At 72.1% G+C, this 17,814-nt stretch carries 20 protein-coding genes; 12 read left to right on the top strand and 8 right to left on the bottom strand.

Annotated features, from left to right (window positions below; genetic code table 11):
- Positions 1-15: 15 nt before the first annotated feature.
- The gene (locus H489_RS31150) at positions 16-1,287 is read right to left on the bottom strand and encodes an SGNH/GDSL hydrolase family protein (RefSeq protein ID WP_017887734.1); all 1,272 of its coding nucleotides are present in this window, start codon (positions 1,285-1,287) and stop codon (positions 16-18) included.
- A gap of 191 nt (positions 1,288-1,478) precedes the next feature.
- Positions 1,479-2,156 carry a DUF4232 domain-containing protein gene (locus tag H489_RS31145; RefSeq protein WP_017887733.1) on the bottom strand — a complete coding sequence of 226 codons (678 nt, stop codon included), beginning with the start codon at positions 2,154-2,156 and terminating at the stop codon, positions 1,479-1,481.
- A gap of 99 nt (positions 2,157-2,255) precedes the next feature.
- Here H489_RS31145 and H489_RS31140 point away from each other — a divergent pair, with 99 nt between their 5' ends.
- Positions 2,256-2,531: a hypothetical protein gene (locus tag H489_RS31140; protein WP_017887732.1), complete on the top strand. Its 276-nt coding sequence runs from the start codon at positions 2,256-2,258 to the stop codon at positions 2,529-2,531.
- A 3-nt stretch (positions 2,532-2,534) separates the two neighbouring features.
- On the opposite strand, the gene H489_RS31135 is transcribed toward H489_RS31140, so the two are convergent.
- Entirely contained in the window at positions 2,535-2,933 is a 399-nt protein-coding gene (locus H489_RS31135; protein ID WP_017887731.1) for an NUDIX hydrolase, read from the bottom strand.
- 35 nt (positions 2,934-2,968) lie between these two features.
- Positions 2,969-4,291, bottom strand: a complete 1,323-nt coding sequence (locus tag H489_RS31130) for a glutamyl-tRNA reductase (RefSeq protein ID WP_017887730.1) — start codon at positions 4,289-4,291, stop codon at positions 2,969-2,971.
- A 38-nt stretch (positions 4,292-4,329) separates the two neighbouring features.
- Here H489_RS31130 and hemE point away from each other — a divergent pair, with 38 nt between their 5' ends.
- The 11 genes from hemE to hemL all read left to right on the top strand — a co-directional run bounded on the left by hemE (position 4,330) and on the right by hemL (position 14,150).
- Complete coding sequence (gene hemE / locus H489_RS31125) at positions 4,330-5,436, top strand: uroporphyrinogen decarboxylase (RefSeq protein WP_031260073.1); 1,107 nt, start codon at positions 4,330-4,332, stop codon at positions 5,434-5,436.
- On the top strand, positions 5,433-6,749 hold the full coding sequence (locus tag H489_RS31120; protein WP_017887728.1) for a protoporphyrinogen/coproporphyrinogen oxidase: 1,317 nt from the start codon (positions 5,433-5,435) through the stop codon (positions 6,747-6,749). The genes hemE and H489_RS31120 overlap by 4 nt, the downstream gene beginning before the upstream one ends.
- A gap of 100 nt (positions 6,750-6,849) precedes the next feature.
- Positions 6,850-7,104 carry a hypothetical protein gene (locus tag H489_RS31115; protein WP_017887727.1) on the top strand — a complete coding sequence of 85 codons (255 nt, stop codon included), beginning with the start codon at positions 6,850-6,852 and terminating at the stop codon, positions 7,102-7,104.
- Positions 7,101-7,559, top strand: coding sequence for a phage holin family protein (locus H489_RS31110; RefSeq protein WP_017887726.1), 459 nt, complete (start codon positions 7,101-7,103; stop codon positions 7,557-7,559). The genes H489_RS31115 and H489_RS31110 overlap by 4 nt, the downstream gene beginning before the upstream one ends.
- Positions 7,560-7,600: 41 nt before the next feature.
- Positions 7,601-7,831: a DUF3618 domain-containing protein gene (locus H489_RS31105; protein WP_017887725.1), complete on the top strand. Its 231-nt coding sequence runs from the start codon at positions 7,601-7,603 to the stop codon at positions 7,829-7,831.
- Between the two features lie 68 nt (positions 7,832-7,899).
- Positions 7,900-8,652 carry a hydrogen peroxide-dependent heme synthase gene (hemQ, locus tag H489_RS31100; RefSeq protein WP_017887724.1) on the top strand — a complete coding sequence of 251 codons (753 nt, stop codon included), beginning with the start codon at positions 7,900-7,902 and terminating at the stop codon, positions 8,650-8,652.
- The gene (locus H489_RS31095; protein WP_017887723.1) at positions 8,649-9,881 is read left to right on the top strand and encodes a ferrochelatase; all 1,233 of its coding nucleotides are present in this window, start codon (positions 8,649-8,651) and stop codon (positions 9,879-9,881) included. Before hemQ ends, H489_RS31095 begins: the two co-directional genes overlap by 4 nt.
- Positions 9,878-10,930 (top strand): hydroxymethylbilane synthase, encoded by a 1,053-nt coding sequence (gene hemC, locus H489_RS31090; RefSeq protein ID WP_235045686.1) that lies wholly within the window; start codon positions 9,878-9,880, stop codon positions 10,928-10,930. The genes H489_RS31095 and hemC overlap by 4 nt, the downstream gene beginning before the upstream one ends.
- 258 nt (positions 10,931-11,188) lie before the next feature.
- A complete protein-coding gene (locus H489_RS0119480) occupies positions 11,189-11,770 on the top strand; it encodes a uroporphyrinogen-III synthase (RefSeq protein WP_235045685.1) in 582 nt (193 codons plus the stop codon).
- Positions 11,767-12,822 carry a porphobilinogen synthase gene (gene hemB, locus H489_RS31085; RefSeq protein WP_081612315.1) on the top strand — a complete coding sequence of 352 codons (1,056 nt, stop codon included), beginning with the start codon at positions 11,767-11,769 and terminating at the stop codon, positions 12,820-12,822. The genes H489_RS0119480 and hemB overlap by 4 nt, the downstream gene beginning before the upstream one ends.
- Positions 12,819-14,150 (top strand): glutamate-1-semialdehyde 2,1-aminomutase, encoded by a 1,332-nt coding sequence (gene hemL / locus H489_RS31080; protein WP_017887719.1) that lies wholly within the window; start codon positions 12,819-12,821, stop codon positions 14,148-14,150. The genes hemB and hemL overlap by 4 nt, the downstream gene beginning before the upstream one ends.
- A 48-nt stretch (positions 14,151-14,198) precedes the next feature.
- On the opposite strand, the gene H489_RS36960 is transcribed toward hemL, so the two are convergent.
- The 4 genes from H489_RS36960 to H489_RS36955 all read right to left on the bottom strand — a co-directional run bounded on the left by H489_RS36960 (position 14,199) and on the right by H489_RS36955 (position 17,806).
- Positions 14,199-14,918 carry a hypothetical protein gene (locus H489_RS36960; protein WP_017887718.1) on the bottom strand — a complete coding sequence of 240 codons (720 nt, stop codon included), beginning with the start codon at positions 14,916-14,918 and terminating at the stop codon, positions 14,199-14,201.
- A 99-nt stretch (positions 14,919-15,017) separates the two neighbouring features.
- Positions 15,018-15,815 carry an ABC transporter ATP-binding protein gene (locus tag H489_RS31070; RefSeq protein WP_017887717.1) on the bottom strand — a complete coding sequence of 266 codons (798 nt, stop codon included), beginning with the start codon at positions 15,813-15,815 and terminating at the stop codon, positions 15,018-15,020.
- The gene (locus H489_RS31065) at positions 15,812-17,134 is read right to left on the bottom strand and encodes a hypothetical protein (protein ID WP_017887716.1); all 1,323 of its coding nucleotides are present in this window, start codon (positions 17,132-17,134) and stop codon (positions 15,812-15,814) included. Before H489_RS31065 ends, H489_RS31070 begins: the two co-directional genes overlap by 4 nt.
- Before the next feature lie 3 nt (positions 17,135-17,137).
- On the bottom strand, positions 17,138-17,806 hold the full coding sequence (locus tag H489_RS36955) for a GntR family transcriptional regulator (RefSeq protein ID WP_017887715.1): 669 nt from the start codon (positions 17,804-17,806) through the stop codon (positions 17,138-17,140).
- Positions 17,807-17,814 lie beyond the last annotated feature (8 nt).

Genomic DNA, 17,814 nt, shown 5'->3' with positions numbered 1-17,814 from the left:
GGACGGGGCCCCAGCTCAGGCCGGTGTCGACGTCAGGTAGGCGTAGAGGATCGCCGCGATGACGTCGTAGCCGGTGTCGTTCGGGTGGATCCCGTCGTACATGTAGGTGTTGCCCGTCGTGCCGGTCTGCCCGAAGTACGGTGGCACGTAGGCACCGAGGTCGAAGAACCCGATCGCGACACCCGGGTTCGCGGACCGGAACGTGGTCACCGCCTGCTGCTGTGCGGCGCGGTACTTCGCCCACTCGGTGGTCGACGCCTTGCCCAGCTGGTACGGCATGATCACGAGCAACGCCGAGTCCGGGCTGCGGTCGTGCACCAGGTCCAGGTAGTTGACCGTCTGCTGCGTCAGCACCGCGGGGGTGACCACGCCGTAGTCGTTCGTCCCCCACATCGACGTGATCAGGTCGGGCGAGAAGCGACGGAGCGCATCGGCCCAGGTGTCGTTGCCGTTGGCGGCCGACGACGCGAGGGAGAACCCCTCGGTGCGCGAGGTCGACTGCGATGCCTCGAGGACGTGGAACCCACCGCCCTCGTCGCCGTCGAAGAGCTGCCAGCCCTCGAGGAACGGCTCGCCGCTCTGCCACGTCACCGTGACGGTGCGGACCGCCGAGGCCGACTTCGGGCTGGTCCAGGTCTGTTCACCGGTGGAGACCGCCGGCAGGGTGACCTTGGTGCCGTCGATGGCGACGGAGACGGCGTCTCGCGTGCTCGTCGCCCGCCACGACAGCACGAAGGACGTGCAGCGCTGCGTGAACGTCGCCGACCGGACGCCGGTGCCGGTCAGCGCGACGGCTCGTCGGCCGAGTCCGGACTTCGTGCTCCGCGCGCCTGCGTACGTGGCGGAGCGGAGGTCGATCGCGGCACCGTTCGCTCCGGTGTACGAGACGTAGGTCACCGTGGTCGGCGGCTTGTCGACCGTGGCGTACTGCGAGCGGGCGGGGACGTAGTCGAACCCGCCGGGTGCCTGCCCAGCACCGTTGCGGAGTCGTGCCCGCACCCGTGCCGGGTACCCCTTCTGCGGCGAGGCCGCGCCGAACGCCTCCGTGATCGAGTCGCCCGCCGTGACGATGGTCGCGGTGCCGGCGGCGACCTTGCGGAAGAACCCGGCGAGCGGGTCGCTCGCGGAGTAGGTCAGTCCCGACGGGATGAACGGCTTGGTGGCTGCCGCGGTCGCCGGTGACGCCGCAGCGCCGGCCAGGGCTGATCCGCCGATCGTGACGGCAGCGCCCTGCAGCAGACCTCGCCTCGAGATCCCCCGGCCGCTCTTCGAACTGTGATCCGTCATGTTTCCCCCAAGAGCATCGATGCGGTGGTCACGGCACGAGCGCACTCTCCGGTCCTGCCGACCTGCGGCAACCTGAGAGAACCCCCATCCCACGACGACCATAGGTCAGTTCCGTCGTGAGCAACAGACCTGTCCACTCCCGGGATCGGTGCACGCGGATCGTCCGACAGCTGTCGTCGAACGTCCGACCGCTACGACGTCGCCTGCCCCTCCGGCACGAACGCCTGCACGGACAGCAGCGAGGCGTCGGCGGACGCGCACGCCTTGTAGTCCGTGTCCTTCACGAACAGGGACTGCTTCGACCCGGGCGGGTACACACGGAAGCCGTCCGGGGTCTTCGCCGAGCAGTCACCCGACGGGTAGTTCTCGGCCCGGACGATCTTGAGCGGTGCGACGGCGGTCTTGCCGGGTGCGAGGGTCACGGTCGGGTGCGGCGCGTTCTTCTCCTGCGTCGCGGCCGCACCGATCTGCTTGCCGGTGCCACCCCCGACGAACGAGACGCCCGGCCACCCCTGCACGGTGCAGGTCGTCGACCCGGTGTTCTCGAGCACCAGGTGCACGATGACGCTGCCGGCGGCACCACCGCTGCCGGCCTCGATGCGTCCTGCCAGCGACGACACCGGGCACCGGTCACCGGAAGCAGAACCGGAACCGGCGGACGACCCGGAACCGGTGGACGGTGCCGTCGAGGCGGACTCGTCCGACGACTGCGGTGCGGACGCCGGCGCGGACGCGGACGGCGACGGCGCGGGCGCGGTGACCGTCTCGGTGGCAGCGGGCTGCCCGTCCGAGGCACACCCCGCCAGTGTCCCGACGGCGACGAGCCCGGTCACGACGAGCAGGAACTTGGATCGGCTGCTGCGTTGCATGCTGCACAGGCAACCACCGAACGCCGCATCCGGTTCGGTCGGCGTCCAGGGACCCCGAGCACACTCCGAGGCAAGCAACCCGAGCAGCGGAGGTCGGACATGACGGGCAAGCACGAACAGGCACGAGGCGACGAGGGTCGCGCGGACGGGGTCGAGCCCCGCGCCGGAGCCTTCACCGACAGCGAGATCCCGGGCGAGGAGCACGTCGAGTCGACGGAGCCCGTCGGCGAGTTCGTCTCGAGCGACATCCCCGGCGAGGCGCGTCCGAACGGCGCCGGGCCCGATGGCGAGTACGTCGACTCGGACATCCCCGGCGAGGCCGAGCCGGCACAGAACGGCGAGGTCGGGGAGTACACCGACACCGACAAGGCCTGACGGTCAGTCGATCAGCTCCGCCGCCACCAGGCGGCGGAGCGTCTCCACGCCCGCAGGCGGGCAGCGACCCGCGTCGGCGGAGGTGACCCACTCGACCTCGTCCACCTCGGCCGAGGCGACGGGCGTGGCGGAGTCCAGCGGGCCTCCCGGCCGGACCAGGAACAGCGTCATCGCGACCATCGTCCCCGGAGCCTGCCCGTGGGCGGGCTCGAACACGACGCCGAACGGTTCAACGTCGGCGGCGGTCAGCCGCAGGCCGGTCTCCTCGTACGCCTCGCGCACGGCGGCCTCGACGTCGGTCTCGTGCGGCTCCGCCTTGCCGCCGGGCAGGTAGAGCACGTCGCGCGCCCGGGCGCGCACCATCAGGACACGTCGGTCACGCACCAGCAGCAGCGCACTCACGCGCAGTGTGGGTGGTTGGGCGCCTGTCTGGAGGCTCAGCTCGCGTCCGCCTGGTCGTCGCGACCCGGGGTGGTCGGGTCCAGGGCCGTGCGGTCGGCCAGCGGGACGACGGGCGACGGCAGCTCCGGTTCGGCGTCGGGACGGACGCCGTACAGGGAGTCGATCGCCCCGACGAACTCCTCGCCGCGACCGGCGCGACCGAGCTCACGGGCGCGGACCGACGGACGGTGCAGCAGGACGCCGACCAGGTGCCGGAGCGCCCGCTCGGTGTGCTCGACGGACTCGCCGTCGGCGTCCGCGCGGCGCTTGGCCCGCTCGATCTCGTCGTCGAGGATGTCGAACACGTGCTTGCGGAACGCCACGAGCGCCGGGGTCGTCGACTGCTCCATCGCCTGCGCGCGGAACCGGGACACGGCGTCGTCGACCATCGCGCGCGCTTCGGACTCGGCGTTCAGCTCGGAGATCGGGGCGTGGATGCTGATCGTCTCGAGGTCGAGCAGCTCGACGCCGTCGACGCCGGCGGCCGCGGGGTCGACGTTGCGGGGGAGCCCGAGGTCGATGACGATGCGGCGGACCCCGTCGTCGAGGTCGGCCGGTGCGACGACCGGGACCTCGCTCGAGGTGCAGGTGATCAGGACGTCGCTCGCCCCGATGGCCTGGCGCAGGTCACGGGTGGCGACGAGGTCGTGCTTGGCGGCGAACCAGGACGCGCGACCCGAGGGCGAGAAGACCTGGATGTTCGTGGCACCGCGGTCGCGCAGGGCGGCGATGGTGGTCGCCGCGTAGCTGCCGGTGCCGACGAGCAGCACGCGGGTGCGGGCCCAGTCGGTGACGCGCGACGAGGCGAGTTCGAGGCCGAGGCGCACGAGCGACCGGCCGGCGGCGCCGATGCGGGTGCGGGTCTTGACGCCGCGCGAGGTGTGCGCGGCCTCTTGGAACAGGCGCTCGAGGTCCGAGGTGGTGGTGCCGTTCGACCGGGCGTCCTCGAGCGAGCGACGGACCTGGCCGGAGATCTCGGTCTCGCCGACGACGACGGACTCGAGACCACTCGACACGGCGAACAGGTGCTGCACGACGTCCTTGCCGCCGAGCACGTTGACGGAGTCCAGGACCTCGGTCGCGTCGAGGTCGCTCGCGGCGGCCACGGCCTGCACGGTGGCGGAGACGGCGGAGTCGCTCTCGTCGCCCGCGATGTCCAGGTACGCCTCGAAGCGGTTGCAGGTCGCGAGGACCACTGCACCGTCGAGGACGCCGGCATCCGTGACGAGTCGGCTGGCTGCCGCGGGTGCACCGATGCTCAGTCGCTCCAGGAGATCGAAGCTGGCGTTGCGATGCGACGCCGTGAGACAGATGAGCACGTAGTCAATGGTAACGCGCTCGATGGGAGAATCATCCGGTGACCGAAGCGACGAGCACATCCCTCCCCGACTCCCACCCCCTGGCATCAGGGCGGACGAGTGGTTCCCGCCTGGTACGGGCCCTGCGGGGTGACCGTCCGGAGACGCTCCCGGTGTGGTTCATGCGGCAGGCCGGACGGTCCCTGCCGGAGTACCGCGAGCTTCGGATCGGCACAGCCATGCTCGATGCGTGCCTCGACCCGGAGATGGCGTCGGAGATCACCCTGCAGCCGGTGCGCCGGCACGGGGTCGACGCGGGCATCTTCTTCAGCGACATCGTCGTGCCGATCAAGCTCGCCGGCGTGGACGTCGAGATCGTCCCCGGTCGTGGTCCGGTGCTCTCGTCGCCGATCCGCACCCCCGCGGACGTCGACGCGCTCGAGCAGCTCGACCCCGCGGCCCTCGCCCCCATCGAGCAGGCCGTCCGCCGAACGGTCGAGCAGCTCGGCGACACCCCGCTGATCGGCTTCGCGGGGGCACCGTTCACCCTGGCCGCCTACCTGGTCGAGGGCGGCCCGTCGAAGGACCACATCCGCGCGCGCACGCTCATGCACGCCGACCCCGAGACCTGGTCGCGGCTGCTCGCCTGGGCCGCCGAGGTGTCCGGGATGTTCCTGCGGGCCCAGGTGCTCGCCGGGGCCTCGGCCGCGCAGCTGTTCGACTCGTGGGTCGGGTCGCTCTCCCGCGCCGACTACATCCGGTACGTCGCGCCGCACTCCGCCCGGGCCATGTCGTACGTCGCCGAGCTCGGGGTCCCGCGCATCCACTTCGGTGTCGGCAGCGGCGAGGTCCTGGCCGACATGACGACCTTCGGCACGGACACCGTCGGCGTCGACGCGATCGGGGTCGACTGGCGCCTGCCCCTCGACCAGGCAGTCCAGCGCGTCGGCACCGGCGTCAGCGTGCAGGGCAACATCGACCCGGCGATGCTATCGGCGCCGTGGGACGTCCTCGAAGCGCACGTCCGCGACGTCGTCCGTCGGGGCGGTGCCGCACGGGCCCACGTCGTGAACCTGGGCCACGGGGTCCCGCCGGAGACCGACCCGGACGTCCTGACCCGCGTGGTCGAGCTCGTCCACTCCCTCGGGGACGGAGCCGGCGCATGACCGACGTCGTCGTGGTCGGCGGCGGGATCGCCGGGCTCGTCACCGCGCGTGACCTGGCCAAGGGCGGCGCCCACGTGGTGCTCGTCGAGTCCTCGGGCGAGCTCGGGGGCATGATCCGTCGGCACACCGTCGGCGGGATCGACCTGGACATGGCGGCGGACTCGTTCGCCACCCGCACGGACGCCGTCGGCCGCCTGGCGACCGAGCTGGGACTGGGCAACGACGTCGTCGCCCCCGACCCCCGCGGCGCGTGGCTGATGACCCGCGACGGCCGGACCTCGCCGATCCCCGCGACCGGGCTCCTCGGCATCCCGAGCACCCCGATGGCGGCCGACGTGCTGGCCGTGGTCGGACAGCAGGGCGGTCTGCGCGCCCAGATGGACTCGTTGCTGCCGGCTCCGGTGGGCGCCAAGGCCTCCTCGCTCGGCGAACTCGTCCGCCGGCGCATGGGGGAGCGGGTGCTCGACGACCTGGTGGTGCCGATCGCCGGTGGCGTGCACTCCACCCACCCCGACCAGCTCGACCCCGACCGGGTGGCTCCGGGCCTGCGCGCCGCACTGCTGCGCGAGGGCTCCCTGGCACGGGCGGTCCTGTCGCTGCGGGCACGGGCGGCCGCCGGCACCCCGGTGCAGGGGATCCGCGGTGGCACGGTGCGGCTCGTGGACGAACTCGTCGCCGACATGGCCACCTACGGCGTCGACGTCCGACTGCACACCCGGGCGACCCGGATCGAGGCGCACGCGGTGGAGACCGTCCGCGCCGACGGCACCACCGAACGGCTGCCGGCCCAGCACACCTTTTCCTCCGTCGCCGACCCGGAGCGCACGGCTGCACCCGACCGGACGGGCATCCAGCTCGTCACGCTCGTCGTCGACCAGCCGGAGCTCGACGCCGCCCCGCGTGGCACCGGCATGCTCGTGCACCCGGACGCGCAGGCCGTCTCGGCGAAGGCCCTGACGCACGCCACCGTGAAGTGGCCGTGGCTGGCCGACGTGGCGGACGGACGCCACGTCCTGCGACTCAGCTACGCGACCAGCGCGACGGACACGGCGGGCGTGGCCACGAGCCTCCCGGTCGACCCGGCCGACCCCGTCGGCAGCCGTGCCCTGCAGGACGCCTCCACGCTGCTCGGCGTGCCGATCACGGCGGACCGCGTCAGCGGGGCCGCACGCGTCGGCTGGTACGGGCCGGACCTGACCGAAGCCGGGCTGGCCGAGGGTGTCGTCGGCATCGGCGAGGCCTCGACCGGACGCGGCCTGGCGGGCATCATCGGCGCGGCCCGGAAGGCAGCCGACGAGCTCCTTCGTTCCTGAGCGGACCGCGCAGCCCCTGAGGGCTACTGTTGGTGAGACCGCCGGACGTATTCCGTTCGGTGCATGACCACCGCACAACCAATGCACGGAGGAATCGCACATGCGCGGAAAGCTCCTGTTCGTCGCCGGCGCCGCACTCGGGTACGTCCTGGGATCGCGAGCCGGACGGGCGCGGTACGAGCAGATCAAGACCGTCAGCGGCAAGGTCTGGAACAGCAACGGCGTCCAGAAGGGCGTGCACGTCGCTGAAGACTTCATCGCCGACAAGACCCCAGACGTCGCCGAGTTCATCGGTGAGACCACCAAGAAGGCCGTCCGCAAGGTCGGCCAGAAGAAGGACACCACCACCTCATGACGGACACCCGCGATCGCAAGTCGCGTTCGCTGTTCGGCCTGGTCGGTGACGTCCCGAAGCTCGTCAAGGGCCTGGTCAAGGGCGAGATCGACCTGCTCAAGGCCGAGATGCTCGCGAAGGCGAAGATCTTCGGTCTGGCAGCCGGGCTGCTGGTCGGTGCGCTCGTCGTGGTGCTCTACGCGATCGGCGTCCTGCTGACCGCAGCCGTGATGGGCCTGGCGACCGTGATGCCGGCGTGGCTGGCCGCACTGGTGGTGGCCGTGGTGATGCTCGTCATCGCCGCGATCCTCGGCCTGGTCGGCTGGAAGCGCCTGAAGAAGGGCCTGCCCCTCACGCCCAAGCGCACGATCGACAGCGTCAAGAACGACATCAACGCGGTCAAGGGCCTCGGCAAGAAGCCGACCCCGCCGACGCAGTACGGCAGCCGCAAGCCGGACGTCGACAGCCGCTCCTGAGTGCCGACAGCCCCGACAGCCGCACCACCGACGGAGGAACCGTGACCGACCCGCACGACGATCTCGCTGCCCGCGTCGCCGCGACCCGCGCCCAGTTGTTCGACACCCTCGACGCGATCGAGGACAAGCTCAACGTCCCGAAGCAGATCGGGATCGCCGCGTCGAGGTTCAAGCGCGGCCTCGACGAGCAGCCCGTCCCCTACCTGGCCGGTCTCGCAGCCGGCGTGGCAGTGGTCGGGGGTATCGTCGTGATGGTGCTCCGACGGCGGTAGACCGCCCGAGCGCGGTCCACCGGAGGCGGGGCGGCCACCACCCTGGCAACCGATAGGACAATGGATCCATGAGCTCCGACGCGCCCGTGCCCGCGAACGACCACCCCCACGCCGAACCCGCCGAGACCGGTCACCCGGACTCCGGGATCGACCCGAACCTGCTGACGGCGTACGCCCTCTGGGCAGTGTTCCGCCGGCCCCTCGGTCCGATCCACCGCGTCGGCGACGACGCCGTGGCCGAACTCGACACCGTGATCGCCAGCGCCGCCGAGCGCGGGGTCACGATCCGTGGCTTCTACGACGTCTCGGCCTTCCGCGCCGACGCCGACGTCATGGTCTGGCTGCACGGCGACGACGCACAGGCGATCCAGGCCGTGCTGCGCGAGATCCGCCGCACCGGACTGTTCCAGGACGCCGAGCCGGTGTGGCACGTGATGGCCATGCACCGCGAAGCCGAGTTCAACAAGCGGCACACCCCCGCGTTCCTGCGCGGCAAGGACCCCGAGGCGTGGATCACGGTGTACCCGTTCGTCCGCTCCTACGAGTGGTACCTGCTGCCCGAGGACGAGCGCTCGAAGATGCTCCGCGACCACGGCATCGCCGGCGCGAAGTACCGCCGCGTGCTCACGAACACCATCGCGACCTTCGCCCTGAGCGACTACGAGTGGATCCTGCCGCTCGAGAGCCCGGACCTGGTCGACCTCGTCGACCTGATGCGCGATCTCCGTTACACCGAGGCGCGCATGCACGTGCGCGAAGAGGTCCCCTTCTTCACGGGTCGTCGCGTGACGACCGCCGAACTCCCGGAGGTGCTGTCATGACCGACACCAGCATGATCACGAACGGCCAGGTCCTCGCCGCGACCCCAGCGGCAGCGTCCGGACCCGAGCACGTCGAGACCCCGACCGCGTACGACGCGATCCTGCTCGCGGGCTTCGGCGGCCCCGAGGGCCAGGACGACGTCATCCCCTTCCTGCGCAACGTCACCCGCGGTCGCGGGATCCCGGACGAGCGGCTCGAAGAAGTCGCGCACCACTACCGCCACTTCGGCGGCGTGAGCCCGATCAACGCGCAGAACCGTGCGCTCAAGGCCGCGCTCGAGGCCGAGCTGGCGTCGCGCGGCATCGACATGCCGGTGCTCTGGGGCAACCGCAACTGGGCGCCCTACCTCGAAGAGGCCTTCACCGAGGCGGCGGACAAGGGCTACACCAAGCTCGTCGCCATCGCCACGAGCGCGTACTCGTCGTTCTCGAGCTGCCGGCAGTACCGCGAGGACTACGCCCGCGTGCTCAACGAGACCGGTCTGATCGACACGATCCAGATCGACAAGGTCCGCCAGTTCTTCGACCACCCGGGCTTCGTCCGCCCGTTCATCGACGGCGTCCGCGACGGCATGGCCCGCGCGATCGCCGAGAACGATGGCCTGGACGTCGCGACCGAGCTGCAGGTGCTCTTCTCGACGCACTCGATCCCCTCGACCGACGCCGCCCGCTCCGGCCCCGACTACCGCGGGTTCGACGAGCACGGCGCGTACGAGGCGCAGCACCTCGCCGTGGGCGAGGTCGTGCTCGACCAGGCCTGGGCCGAGCTCCTCGAGCAGCCCGAGCACGCCCACCTGCAGGGCACGTCGAAGCCCGCCTGGAAGCTCGTCTACCAGTCGCGTTCCGGCCCCCCGACGCAGCCGTGGCTCGAGCCGGACATCAACGACTACATGAACGAGGACCTCAAGGGCGGCCCGACGCGTGCCGTGCTGATCGTCCCGCTCGGCTTCGTCAGCGACCACATGGAGGTCATGTGGGACCTCGACGAGGAAGCCACCGAGACCGCCGGTGAGCTCGGCTTCTGGTCGCTCCGCACGCAGACCCCCGGCATCGACCCGGCCTACGTGTCCGGTCTCGTCGACCTGGTGCTCGAGCGGGTCAACGGCACGCCGAAGGCCGAGCGTCCGCACATGACCGACATCGGCCCCTGGTACGACGTGTGCCGTCCGGGCTGCTGCGAGAACGTGCGAGCGGGGTTCAAGCCCGCCGCCGCCGGCGTCGCCCCGTGACCGACGCACCCGTGAACGACCCCAACACGACGTCCCCCGATCGCCCGGCCCCGATCCGGCTCGGCACCCGTGCCAGCCGGCTCGCGGTCGCGCAGTCGCAGGACGTCGCCGACCGCCTTGCGAAGGCGGCCGGTCGACCCGTCGAACTCGTCACCGTCACGAGCGAGGGCGACACGAACCGTGCGTCCCTGGCCTCGCTCGGCGGCACCGGTGTCTTCGCCAGTGCCCTGCGTGAAGCCCTGGTCGCCGGCGAGGTCGACGTGCTCGTGCACTCGCTGAAGGACCTGCCGACCGCCCCGTACCCGGGTCTGACGATCGGTGCCGTCCCGAAGCGGGCGGACGCCCGCGACGTCCTCGTCGCCCGGAACGGTGCGACCGTCGACACGCTGCCGGACCGCGCGAAGGTCGGTACCGGTTCGCCGCGCCGTGCCGCGCAGCTCCGTGCCGCACGGCCCGACCTGGACGTCGTCGACATCCGCGGCAACATCGACACCCGCCTCGGTCGGGTGGACGACGACCTGGACGCCGTGGTGCTCGCCGCCGCCGGCCTGGGGCGCATCGACCGCCTGTCGGCGGCCACCGAACTGCTCGACCTCGGCTTCTGGCCGAGTGCTCCCGGGCAGGGTGCGCTCGCGGTCGAGATCCGCACGGACGAGACCGACCGGGGGCTGCTCGCGGCACTCCGCAAGATCGAGCACGCCCCGACCCGCCTCACGGTGACGGCCGAGCGCGAGGTGCTCGCCAAGCTCGAGGCCGGCTGCTCCGCTCCGATCGGTGCGACGGCCGTCGTGGACACCGAGCTCCTGCTCGTGTCCGCGACCGTCTACCGCCCCGACGGCACCGAGTACCGCACCGCATCGCACGCGGCCGTGCTCGACGGTTCGGCGCAGGACCGTCTCGACGAGGCGCTCGCGGTCGGTGGCCGCGTGGCGACCGAGCTGCTCGAGAACGGTGCTGCGGAGCTCGCCGACCTGGCGACCACCGTCGCCGAGGACACCACGGACGGGCCGTACACCGCGGGCCCCGGCCTGGCGACGCCGGCCGAGTAGGCGGTCACCACGGAACCCTCCACCACCGCGACGGACGAGGCGCGACCCCCGGTCGTCCTCGTCCCGCGTGGCGGTGCGTGGGGGGACCGGGTCGCCGCGGCCGCCCGGGCCCGTGGGCTCGCCCCCGTCGTCGTCCCCCTCATCACGGACGCTCCGCCGTCGGACCCCTCCGCGCTCGACGCTGCGGTCCGGCGACTGGTCGCCTCCGGTGCGGCCGGGAGGCCCGGATCACCCGGTTCTGTCGGTGACGGAACCAACGTGGCTGGTTACGCATGGGTCGTGGTGACCAGTGCGACGGCCGTGACGGTCCTGGCGGGACGCGTGGCGGGCCTCCCGGCCGGGGTGCGCGTCGCCGCGGTCGGCGAGCCGACCGCCCGTGCCGCGCGCGCTGCGGGCTGGGTCGTCGACCTGGTCCCGGCCGAGACGTCCGCCGCCGGACTGGTGCAGGAGCTGCCGGACACCGACGGCACCGTGCTGTTCCCCCGCTCCGAGATCGCGGCACCCACGCTCGTCGACGGCCTGCGTGCCCGCGGCATCGACGTGGACGACGTGGTCGCGTACCGTACCGTGGGGACCGGCGACGAGCCGATCACCTTCGAAACGGCGCCCGCTGCGGTGCTCGTGACGAGCGGCAGCGTCGCCCGCGAGATCGCCCGCCGGATGACCCCGCTCGACCCCCGCACCACCGTGGCCTGCATCGGCCCCGGGACCGCAACCGACGCACGTGCCGCCGGCCTGCCCGTGCACGCCGTCGCACACGACCGGTCCGCAGAAGCCCTGCTCGACGCCGTCGTCGCGGCACTGAACCCCACCACCCCCCACCAGGAAGGTCACCCGTGACTGGACGCTTCCCCCAGGTCCGCCCCCGTCGGCTCCGCGCCACCCCTGCGATGCGACGACTCGTGGCCGAGACCCGGCTCCACCCCGCCGAGCTCGTGCTGCCGATGTTCATCCGCGAAGGCGCGACCGACGCCGTGGACATCTCGAGCATGCCGGGTGTGCAGCAGCACTCCCTCGACTCGTTCCGCCGTGCGCTGGTCGACGCCGCGTCGGTCGGTGTGGGTGGCGTGAACCTGTTCGCCGTGCCGACCACGAAGGACGCCGACGGCTCCGGTGCGACCGATCCGGACGGCATCCTCAACGTGGCGATCCGCGTGGCTCGGCAAGAGGTGGGGGACGCCCTCGTGGTGCAGTCCGACCTGTGCCTCGACGAGTTCACCGACCACGGGCACTGCGGCGTGCTGGCCGCCGACGGCTCCGTCGACAACGACGCCACGTTGCTGCGCTACCGCGACATGGCGGTCGCGCAGGCCGAGGCCGGTGCCGAGCTCGTCTGCATGAGCGGCATGATGGACGGCCAGATCGCCGCCGCACGTGACGCCCTCGACGGTGCCGGGCACAGCGGCACCGCGCTGCTCGCCTACGCCGCGAAGTACGCCTCGGCGTTCTACGGTCCCTTCCGTGAGGCGGTGTCGTCGTCGCTCGTCGGTGACCGTCGGACCTACCAGATCGACGCCGCGAACGGTCGTCAGGGCCTGCGCGAGGTCGCACTCGACGTCGACGAGGGTGCCGACATCGTGATGGTGAAGCCCGCGATGAGCTACCTCGACGTGCTCGCCGAGACCGCGGCGACCTCGCCGGTCCCGGTCTGGGCGTACCAGATCTCGGGCGAGTACGCGATGATCACCGCAGCAGCGCAGAACGGCTGGATCGACCGCGACGCAGCCGCGATGGAGTCGCTCGTCGGCATCAAGCGCGCCGGTGCCGACGCGATCCTGACCTACTTCGCCGTCGACATCGCGCGGAAGCTCAACGAGGAAGCGGGCCTCCGCACCTCGGGCAGCACCGCCGACGTCGCCGGCATCGCCTCGACCGGGAAGGCCCCCGAATGACCACGAACGACCAGCTCTTCGGCCGCGCCAAGAACGCGATCCCCGGTGGCGTGAACTCCCCGGTCCGCGCCTACGGGTCGGTCGGCGGCACCCCGCGCTTCCTGGTGTCCGCGAAGGGCGCCTACGTCACCGACGCCGAGGGTCGCGAGTACGTCGACCTCGTCGCGTCGTGGGGGCCAGCGATCCTCGGGCACGCCCACCCCGGCACGGTCGAGGCCGTGCAGCAGGCCGCCGCGCGCGGACTGTCGTTCGGGGCGTCGACCCCGGGCGAGACCGAGCTGGCCGAACTCGTGAAGCAGCGGGTGTCGGTGGACGGCGACGGCCCCATCGAGAAGCTCCGCATGGTGTCGACCGGCACCGAGGCCACGATGACCGCGATCCGACTGGCCCGCGGGTACACCGGCCGCGACCTGCTCGTGAAGTTCGCCGGGCACTACCACGGCCACTCGGACTCCCTGCTGGCCGAGGCCGGTTCGGGTGTCGCGACCCTGGCCATGCCGGGCAGCGCGGGCATCACCGCCGAGACCGCCGCGCAGACCCTCGTGCTGCCGTACAACGACCTCGACGCCGTCCGCCGGGCCTTCGACGAGCACTCCGAGCGGATCGCCGCCGTGATCGTCGAGTCGGCCGCCGCGAACATGGGCGTGCTGGCTCCCGAACGCGGCTTCAACCGGGCACTGGCGCAGATCACGCAGGCGCACGGGGCGCTGCTCATCGTCGACGAGGTCCTGACCGGGTTCCGGGTCGGAGCTGCAGGCTGGTGGGGCCTCGAGGCGTCCAAGGTCGTGCCGGACGGCGCCGGGTGGAAGCCCGACCTCATCACGTTCGGCAAGGTCATCGGTGGTGGCATGCCCCTCGCCGCCCTCGGTGGTCGGCGCGAGGTGATGGACTTCCTCGCCCCGCTCGGGCCGGTGTACCAGGCGGGCACGCTCTCCGGCAACCCGCTCGCGGTCGCTGCCGGCACCGCCACGCTCCGCGCCGCGACGGCCGAGGTGTACGAGCACCTCGACCGCACGGCGTCGACCATCGCGACCGCCACGAGCGAGGCACTGTCGGCCGCGGGCGTCGCCCACACCGTGCAGCACGCCGGCAACCTGTTCTCGTTCGCGTTCACCGAGCAGGCACCGCGCAACTACGACGACGTGCGGGCACAGGACGTGTTCCGCTACGCGCCGTTCTTCCACGCGATGCTCGACGCCGGGGTGACCCTGCCGCCGAGCGTGTTCGAGGCGTGGTTCGTCACCGCCGCCCACGACGACCGCGCCGTCGGACGGATCCTGGACGCCCTGCCCGCGGCCGCGAGGGCTGCTGCCGCCGCGACCGCGTGACGGGCGCGGGGGCTGCTGCCGCAGCGACCGCGTGACGGGCCGCGGGCCTCAGGAGCAGTCGGCCTTGGTGAAGGTCGTGTCGACGGTCTTCGACGAGCCCTCGAACTTGTAGGTGTACCGCATGTCGACGTCCTCGTCGAGGAGCTTCTTCGTCTCGCTGTTCGAGCAGAGGTTCGGCCCGACGGCGTCGCGGATGGCACCTTCGGTGATCGAGGCCGGGTCGACGTTCGCCGACACCGTGTAGTCGTAGTGGATCGCGGCGCCCTCGGCCTCGATCCCGGTCCACGTCGTGACGGAGTCGACCTGCTTCGGCAGGTCGCTCTGCTCGCGGATCTGCTCGACCGCCTTCGAGACCTTCTCCTCGGTGGAGTCGCTGAAGGCCGCGTTCAGGCCCTGGCGGACGAGGAACGCCACCACGACGGCGACGACGACGCCGAGCACCGAGATCAGGACGCGCTTGCCGCGGGACGAGGACTTGGGCGGGGGCGCGTACGGTGCGGCACCGGCCGGGGCTGCCTGGGCGTACGGCTGCTGGGCGTACGGCTGCTGGGCCTGCGGCTGACCGGTGTACGGCTGCTGCTGGTACTGCTGGCCGGCGGGGGGTTGCTGCTGGTACTGCGGCGGCTGCTGCGCGGACGGCTGGCCGTCGGGCTGGGGCGGCCCGGCGGGCTGCTGCGGGTACTGCTGGCCGTTCGGCTGGCCGGTGTTCGGCTGGCCGTCGTTCGGCTGCGGCTCGGACCCCGGGAAGGGCGGCGGCGTGTTCGTCATGGTTCCCCCTGGTGACGGTCAGCGGCGTGACACCGTGGTGCGGTGCCGGGTCCCTCCCCGACACGGGCCGCGGACACGGAACGCCCATTCAAGCACGCGTCAGGCGGATCGGCGTGCGGCCCAGCGCCCCTCGGCCCGCAGGATCGCGAGCGGGAAGTCGAACGCGTGCGACACCGCCGACGACGTGATGACCTGGTCCGAGGTGCCCTGGGCCACCGCGGCGCCGTCGCGCAGGAGCATCGCGTGCGACGTCGAGGCCGGCAGGTCCTCCAGGTGGTGGGTCACCATGACGCTGCCGAGGCCCGGGTGCCGGTGCCGCAGGGCGTCGACGGTCTCGAGCAGGTGCTCCCGGGCGGCGACGTCCAACCCGGTCGCGGGCTCGTCGAGCAGGAGCAGCTGGGGCTCGGACATCAGGGCCCGGGCGATGAGGGCGCGGCCCCGCTCGCCCTGCGACAGCACCGGCCACCGGGCGTCCCGCCGAGCCGTGAGCCCCACGTCGGCGACGTGCTGCTCGGCCAGGGCGACCTGTTCGGCCGAGGGCTCCCACCGCATCATGAGGTCCGTCGTGCCGGTCAGGCCGGTCAGCACCGTCTCGAGGACGGTGAGCGGCGACAGCATGCGGTGTCGGGGGTCGACGTGGCCGATGTGCTGACGGAGTTCGCGGACGTCGACGCGTCCGAGTCGGCGACCGAGGACCTCGACCGTGCCCGCGGTGGGGTGTCCGGTCGCGCCGAGGACGGCGAGCAGGGTGGACTTGCCGGCACCGTTCGGTCCGAGCAGCGCCCAGTGCTCGCCGCGGCGGACGGTCAGGTCGATGTCGTGCAGCAGGTCGCGGCCGGAGCGCGTGACGCGGACCCCGGTGGCGTGGATCAGGACGTCGTCGCGCGCGTCGGTCATGACCCCATCGTGCCCCACCGCGCCGTGACGTCGTCCACGTGGGCTCGTGCGACGTCGACGAACCGGCGGGCAGCGGCTCGGGCGGTCTCGACGTCGCCGCTGCCGGCGGCCGCGTCGAGCGTGAGCCAGAGCGCTTCTGCGTCCCACTGCCGGAACGCGGGTGCCTCGGGCAACGCGTAGGCGAGCCGGGCCATCGCGAGGCGCAGGGCCTTACGCACCCAGCGGTTGCCGGACTGTTCGGACAGGAAGCGTGTGACCGCGAACGAACTCTCCGTGTACCGGTGATCGCGCACCTGGCCGTCCGCGCGTGCCCGTGCGACGAGCGTGCGGAACTCCTCGAGCGCGGGGCCCCGCAGGCCGGGCAGGACGTGGACGGCGCCGTGGGTGAAGACGCCGGTGAGCAGCTCCATCGTGTCGCGCCAGGTTGCGAGCGACGGTTGCCCGACGCGGTACCGGCCGTCGTCGTCGTCGACGAGCCCCAGGTCGTGCAGCCAGCGCAGTGCTCCGTGCACCTGCTCGGGTGTGGCACCGGTCCGTGTCACGAGGTCCTCGAGCCGATGTGTGGACCCCACCGCCAACGCGCCGGAGCGGACGTCTCGCAGCAGGGTACGGCCGACCGGACCGACGCGGTCTTCGGTGGTGTCGTCCGCCGGGCGGTGCGTCCGCGGGATCCCGACGTTCCGCCGGTGGACCTCGAACAGCCCGTCCATGACCTCGGCCGCCGCCGTCGCCACGGCCGGGTCACCGGACTCCACCGCGCGGGACGTGGTGGCGAACCAGGTGTGCACCTCGTGGACCGACCAGAGCTGCGTCGGGACCCGGGCCCACCGCATCCGCTCGAACGCACGCAGGCCCAGGCTGCGCACCAGGGTGTTTGGGGAGTGCTCGAACCAGAACTGGCAGGCGGCGGAGAACACCGTCGGGTACTCCGGCAACCGGAGTGCCGCAGTGGTGCGAGCCCGCGCGACCCGGCGGTCGAGTTCGGCGTGGAGCTGAGGGGTGAGCGCCGGGATGGTCGCGCGGAGGGCCGGGCCGACCAGCGCGACCCAGAAGTCGAGCGTGTCCGAGAGGTCGGCGTCGGACAGTTCGTCGTACCACCACGAGCCGTCCGGGCGCCGGGACAGGATGCCGAGGTCCTCGAGGCGAGCCGCCGCTGCACGGACCCGGCCGCGAGGCGTGCCCCACTCCCACCCCAGTGCGTCGAGGTCGACGGGCACCGGTCCACGCGGGCCGGTGCGGACGTGGGCGAGCAGGGACGCGTAGGCGTCGTCGTTCGCCGCCGCCCAGGGGTCGGCGTCACCCCACTCGCCGACGACCACGGGTCAGCCGCGGTCGGCGCGGACCGCCTCGATGTGCTGTTCGAAGTTGCGGGTGAGGGCTCGACCGGCCTCGGCGGCCCCTTCACCGTCACGCTCGGTGAGGGCCTCGCGCAGGATCGAGAAGAACGCCTCGGATCCGTACTGCTCGAACGGCGGCGTCGGGTTGAGCGTGAAGCGGACCCGCTCCATGGCACCCACGGCCGCGTTCTGCACCAGGGGGTTGCCGGAGTGCTCGACGGCGAACTCGATGATCTCGGTGAGGGCGCCGCTGAAGCCGTAGTCCCGCACCTTGCGCATGCGGTCGGCCTTGTCGAGCAGCGCGGTGAGGGCTTCGACGTCCTCGTCGCTGTACTCGGGGACGCCCCAGCGCAGGCTGAGCTCGAAGAACCCGGCGGTCGCGCGGGTCGCGGTGACCCAGTCGTCGAAGGTCGGTGTGGCGACGCGGGTGTACCGGTTCGCCTCCATCTCGACCAGGCCGATGTCGACGAGCTTCGCGATCGCCTCACGGATCGGGGTGCGACTCACACCCAGCCACTGGACCAGCTCGTCGTCGTTCAGGCGCTCGCCGTGCTGCAGCGTGCCGTCACGGAGCGCCGCGAGCATCTTGTCGTAGACGACGTCGCGCAGGAGCTTCCGGGGAGAGCTCTCCACGGTGGACTTGGGGACCGGCATGTCATCTC

Source organism: Curtobacterium flaccumfaciens UCD-AKU, from assembly GCF_000349565.1.
Lineage (GTDB): Bacteria > Actinomycetota > Actinomycetes > Actinomycetales > Microbacteriaceae > Curtobacterium > Curtobacterium poinsettiae.
The sequence above is the reverse complement of the archived record's forward strand: the minus strand, read 5'-3'. Positions and strand labels throughout refer to the sequence as shown.

Excerpts from the sequence above, each read along its gene's own strand:
- H489_RS31150 (WP_017887734.1), bottom strand. The coding sequence starts at position 1,287 with ATGACGGATCACAGTTCGAAGAGCGGCCGGGGGATCTCGAGGCGAGGT.
- H489_RS31145 (WP_017887733.1), bottom strand. The coding sequence starts at position 2,156 with ATGCAACGCAGCAGCCGATCCAAGTTCCTGCTCGTCGTGACCGGGCTC.
- H489_RS31140 (WP_017887732.1), top strand. The coding sequence starts at position 2,256 with ATGACGGGCAAGCACGAACAGGCACGAGGCGACGAGGGTCGCGCGGAC.
- H489_RS31120 (WP_017887728.1), top strand. The coding sequence starts at position 5,433 with ATGACCGACGTCGTCGTGGTCGGCGGCGGGATCGCCGGGCTCGTCACC.
- H489_RS31115 (WP_017887727.1), top strand. The coding sequence starts at position 6,850 with ATGCGCGGAAAGCTCCTGTTCGTCGCCGGCGCCGCACTCGGGTACGTC.
- H489_RS31110 (WP_017887726.1), top strand. The coding sequence starts at position 7,101 with ATGACGGACACCCGCGATCGCAAGTCGCGTTCGCTGTTCGGCCTGGTC.
- hemQ (WP_017887724.1), top strand. The coding sequence starts at position 7,900 with ATGAGCTCCGACGCGCCCGTGCCCGCGAACGACCACCCCCACGCCGAA.
- H489_RS31095 (WP_017887723.1), top strand. The coding sequence starts at position 8,649 with ATGACCGACACCAGCATGATCACGAACGGCCAGGTCCTCGCCGCGACC.
- hemL (WP_017887719.1), top strand. The coding sequence starts at position 12,819 with ATGACCACGAACGACCAGCTCTTCGGCCGCGCCAAGAACGCGATCCCC.
- H489_RS36960 (WP_017887718.1), bottom strand. The coding sequence starts at position 14,918 with ATGACGAACACGCCGCCGCCCTTCCCGGGGTCCGAGCCGCAGCCGAAC.
- H489_RS31070 (WP_017887717.1), bottom strand. The coding sequence starts at position 15,815 with ATGACCGACGCGCGCGACGACGTCCTGATCCACGCCACCGGGGTCCGC.
- H489_RS36955 (WP_017887715.1), bottom strand. The coding sequence starts at position 17,806 with ATGCCGGTCCCCAAGTCCACCGTGGAGAGCTCTCCCCGGAAGCTCCTG.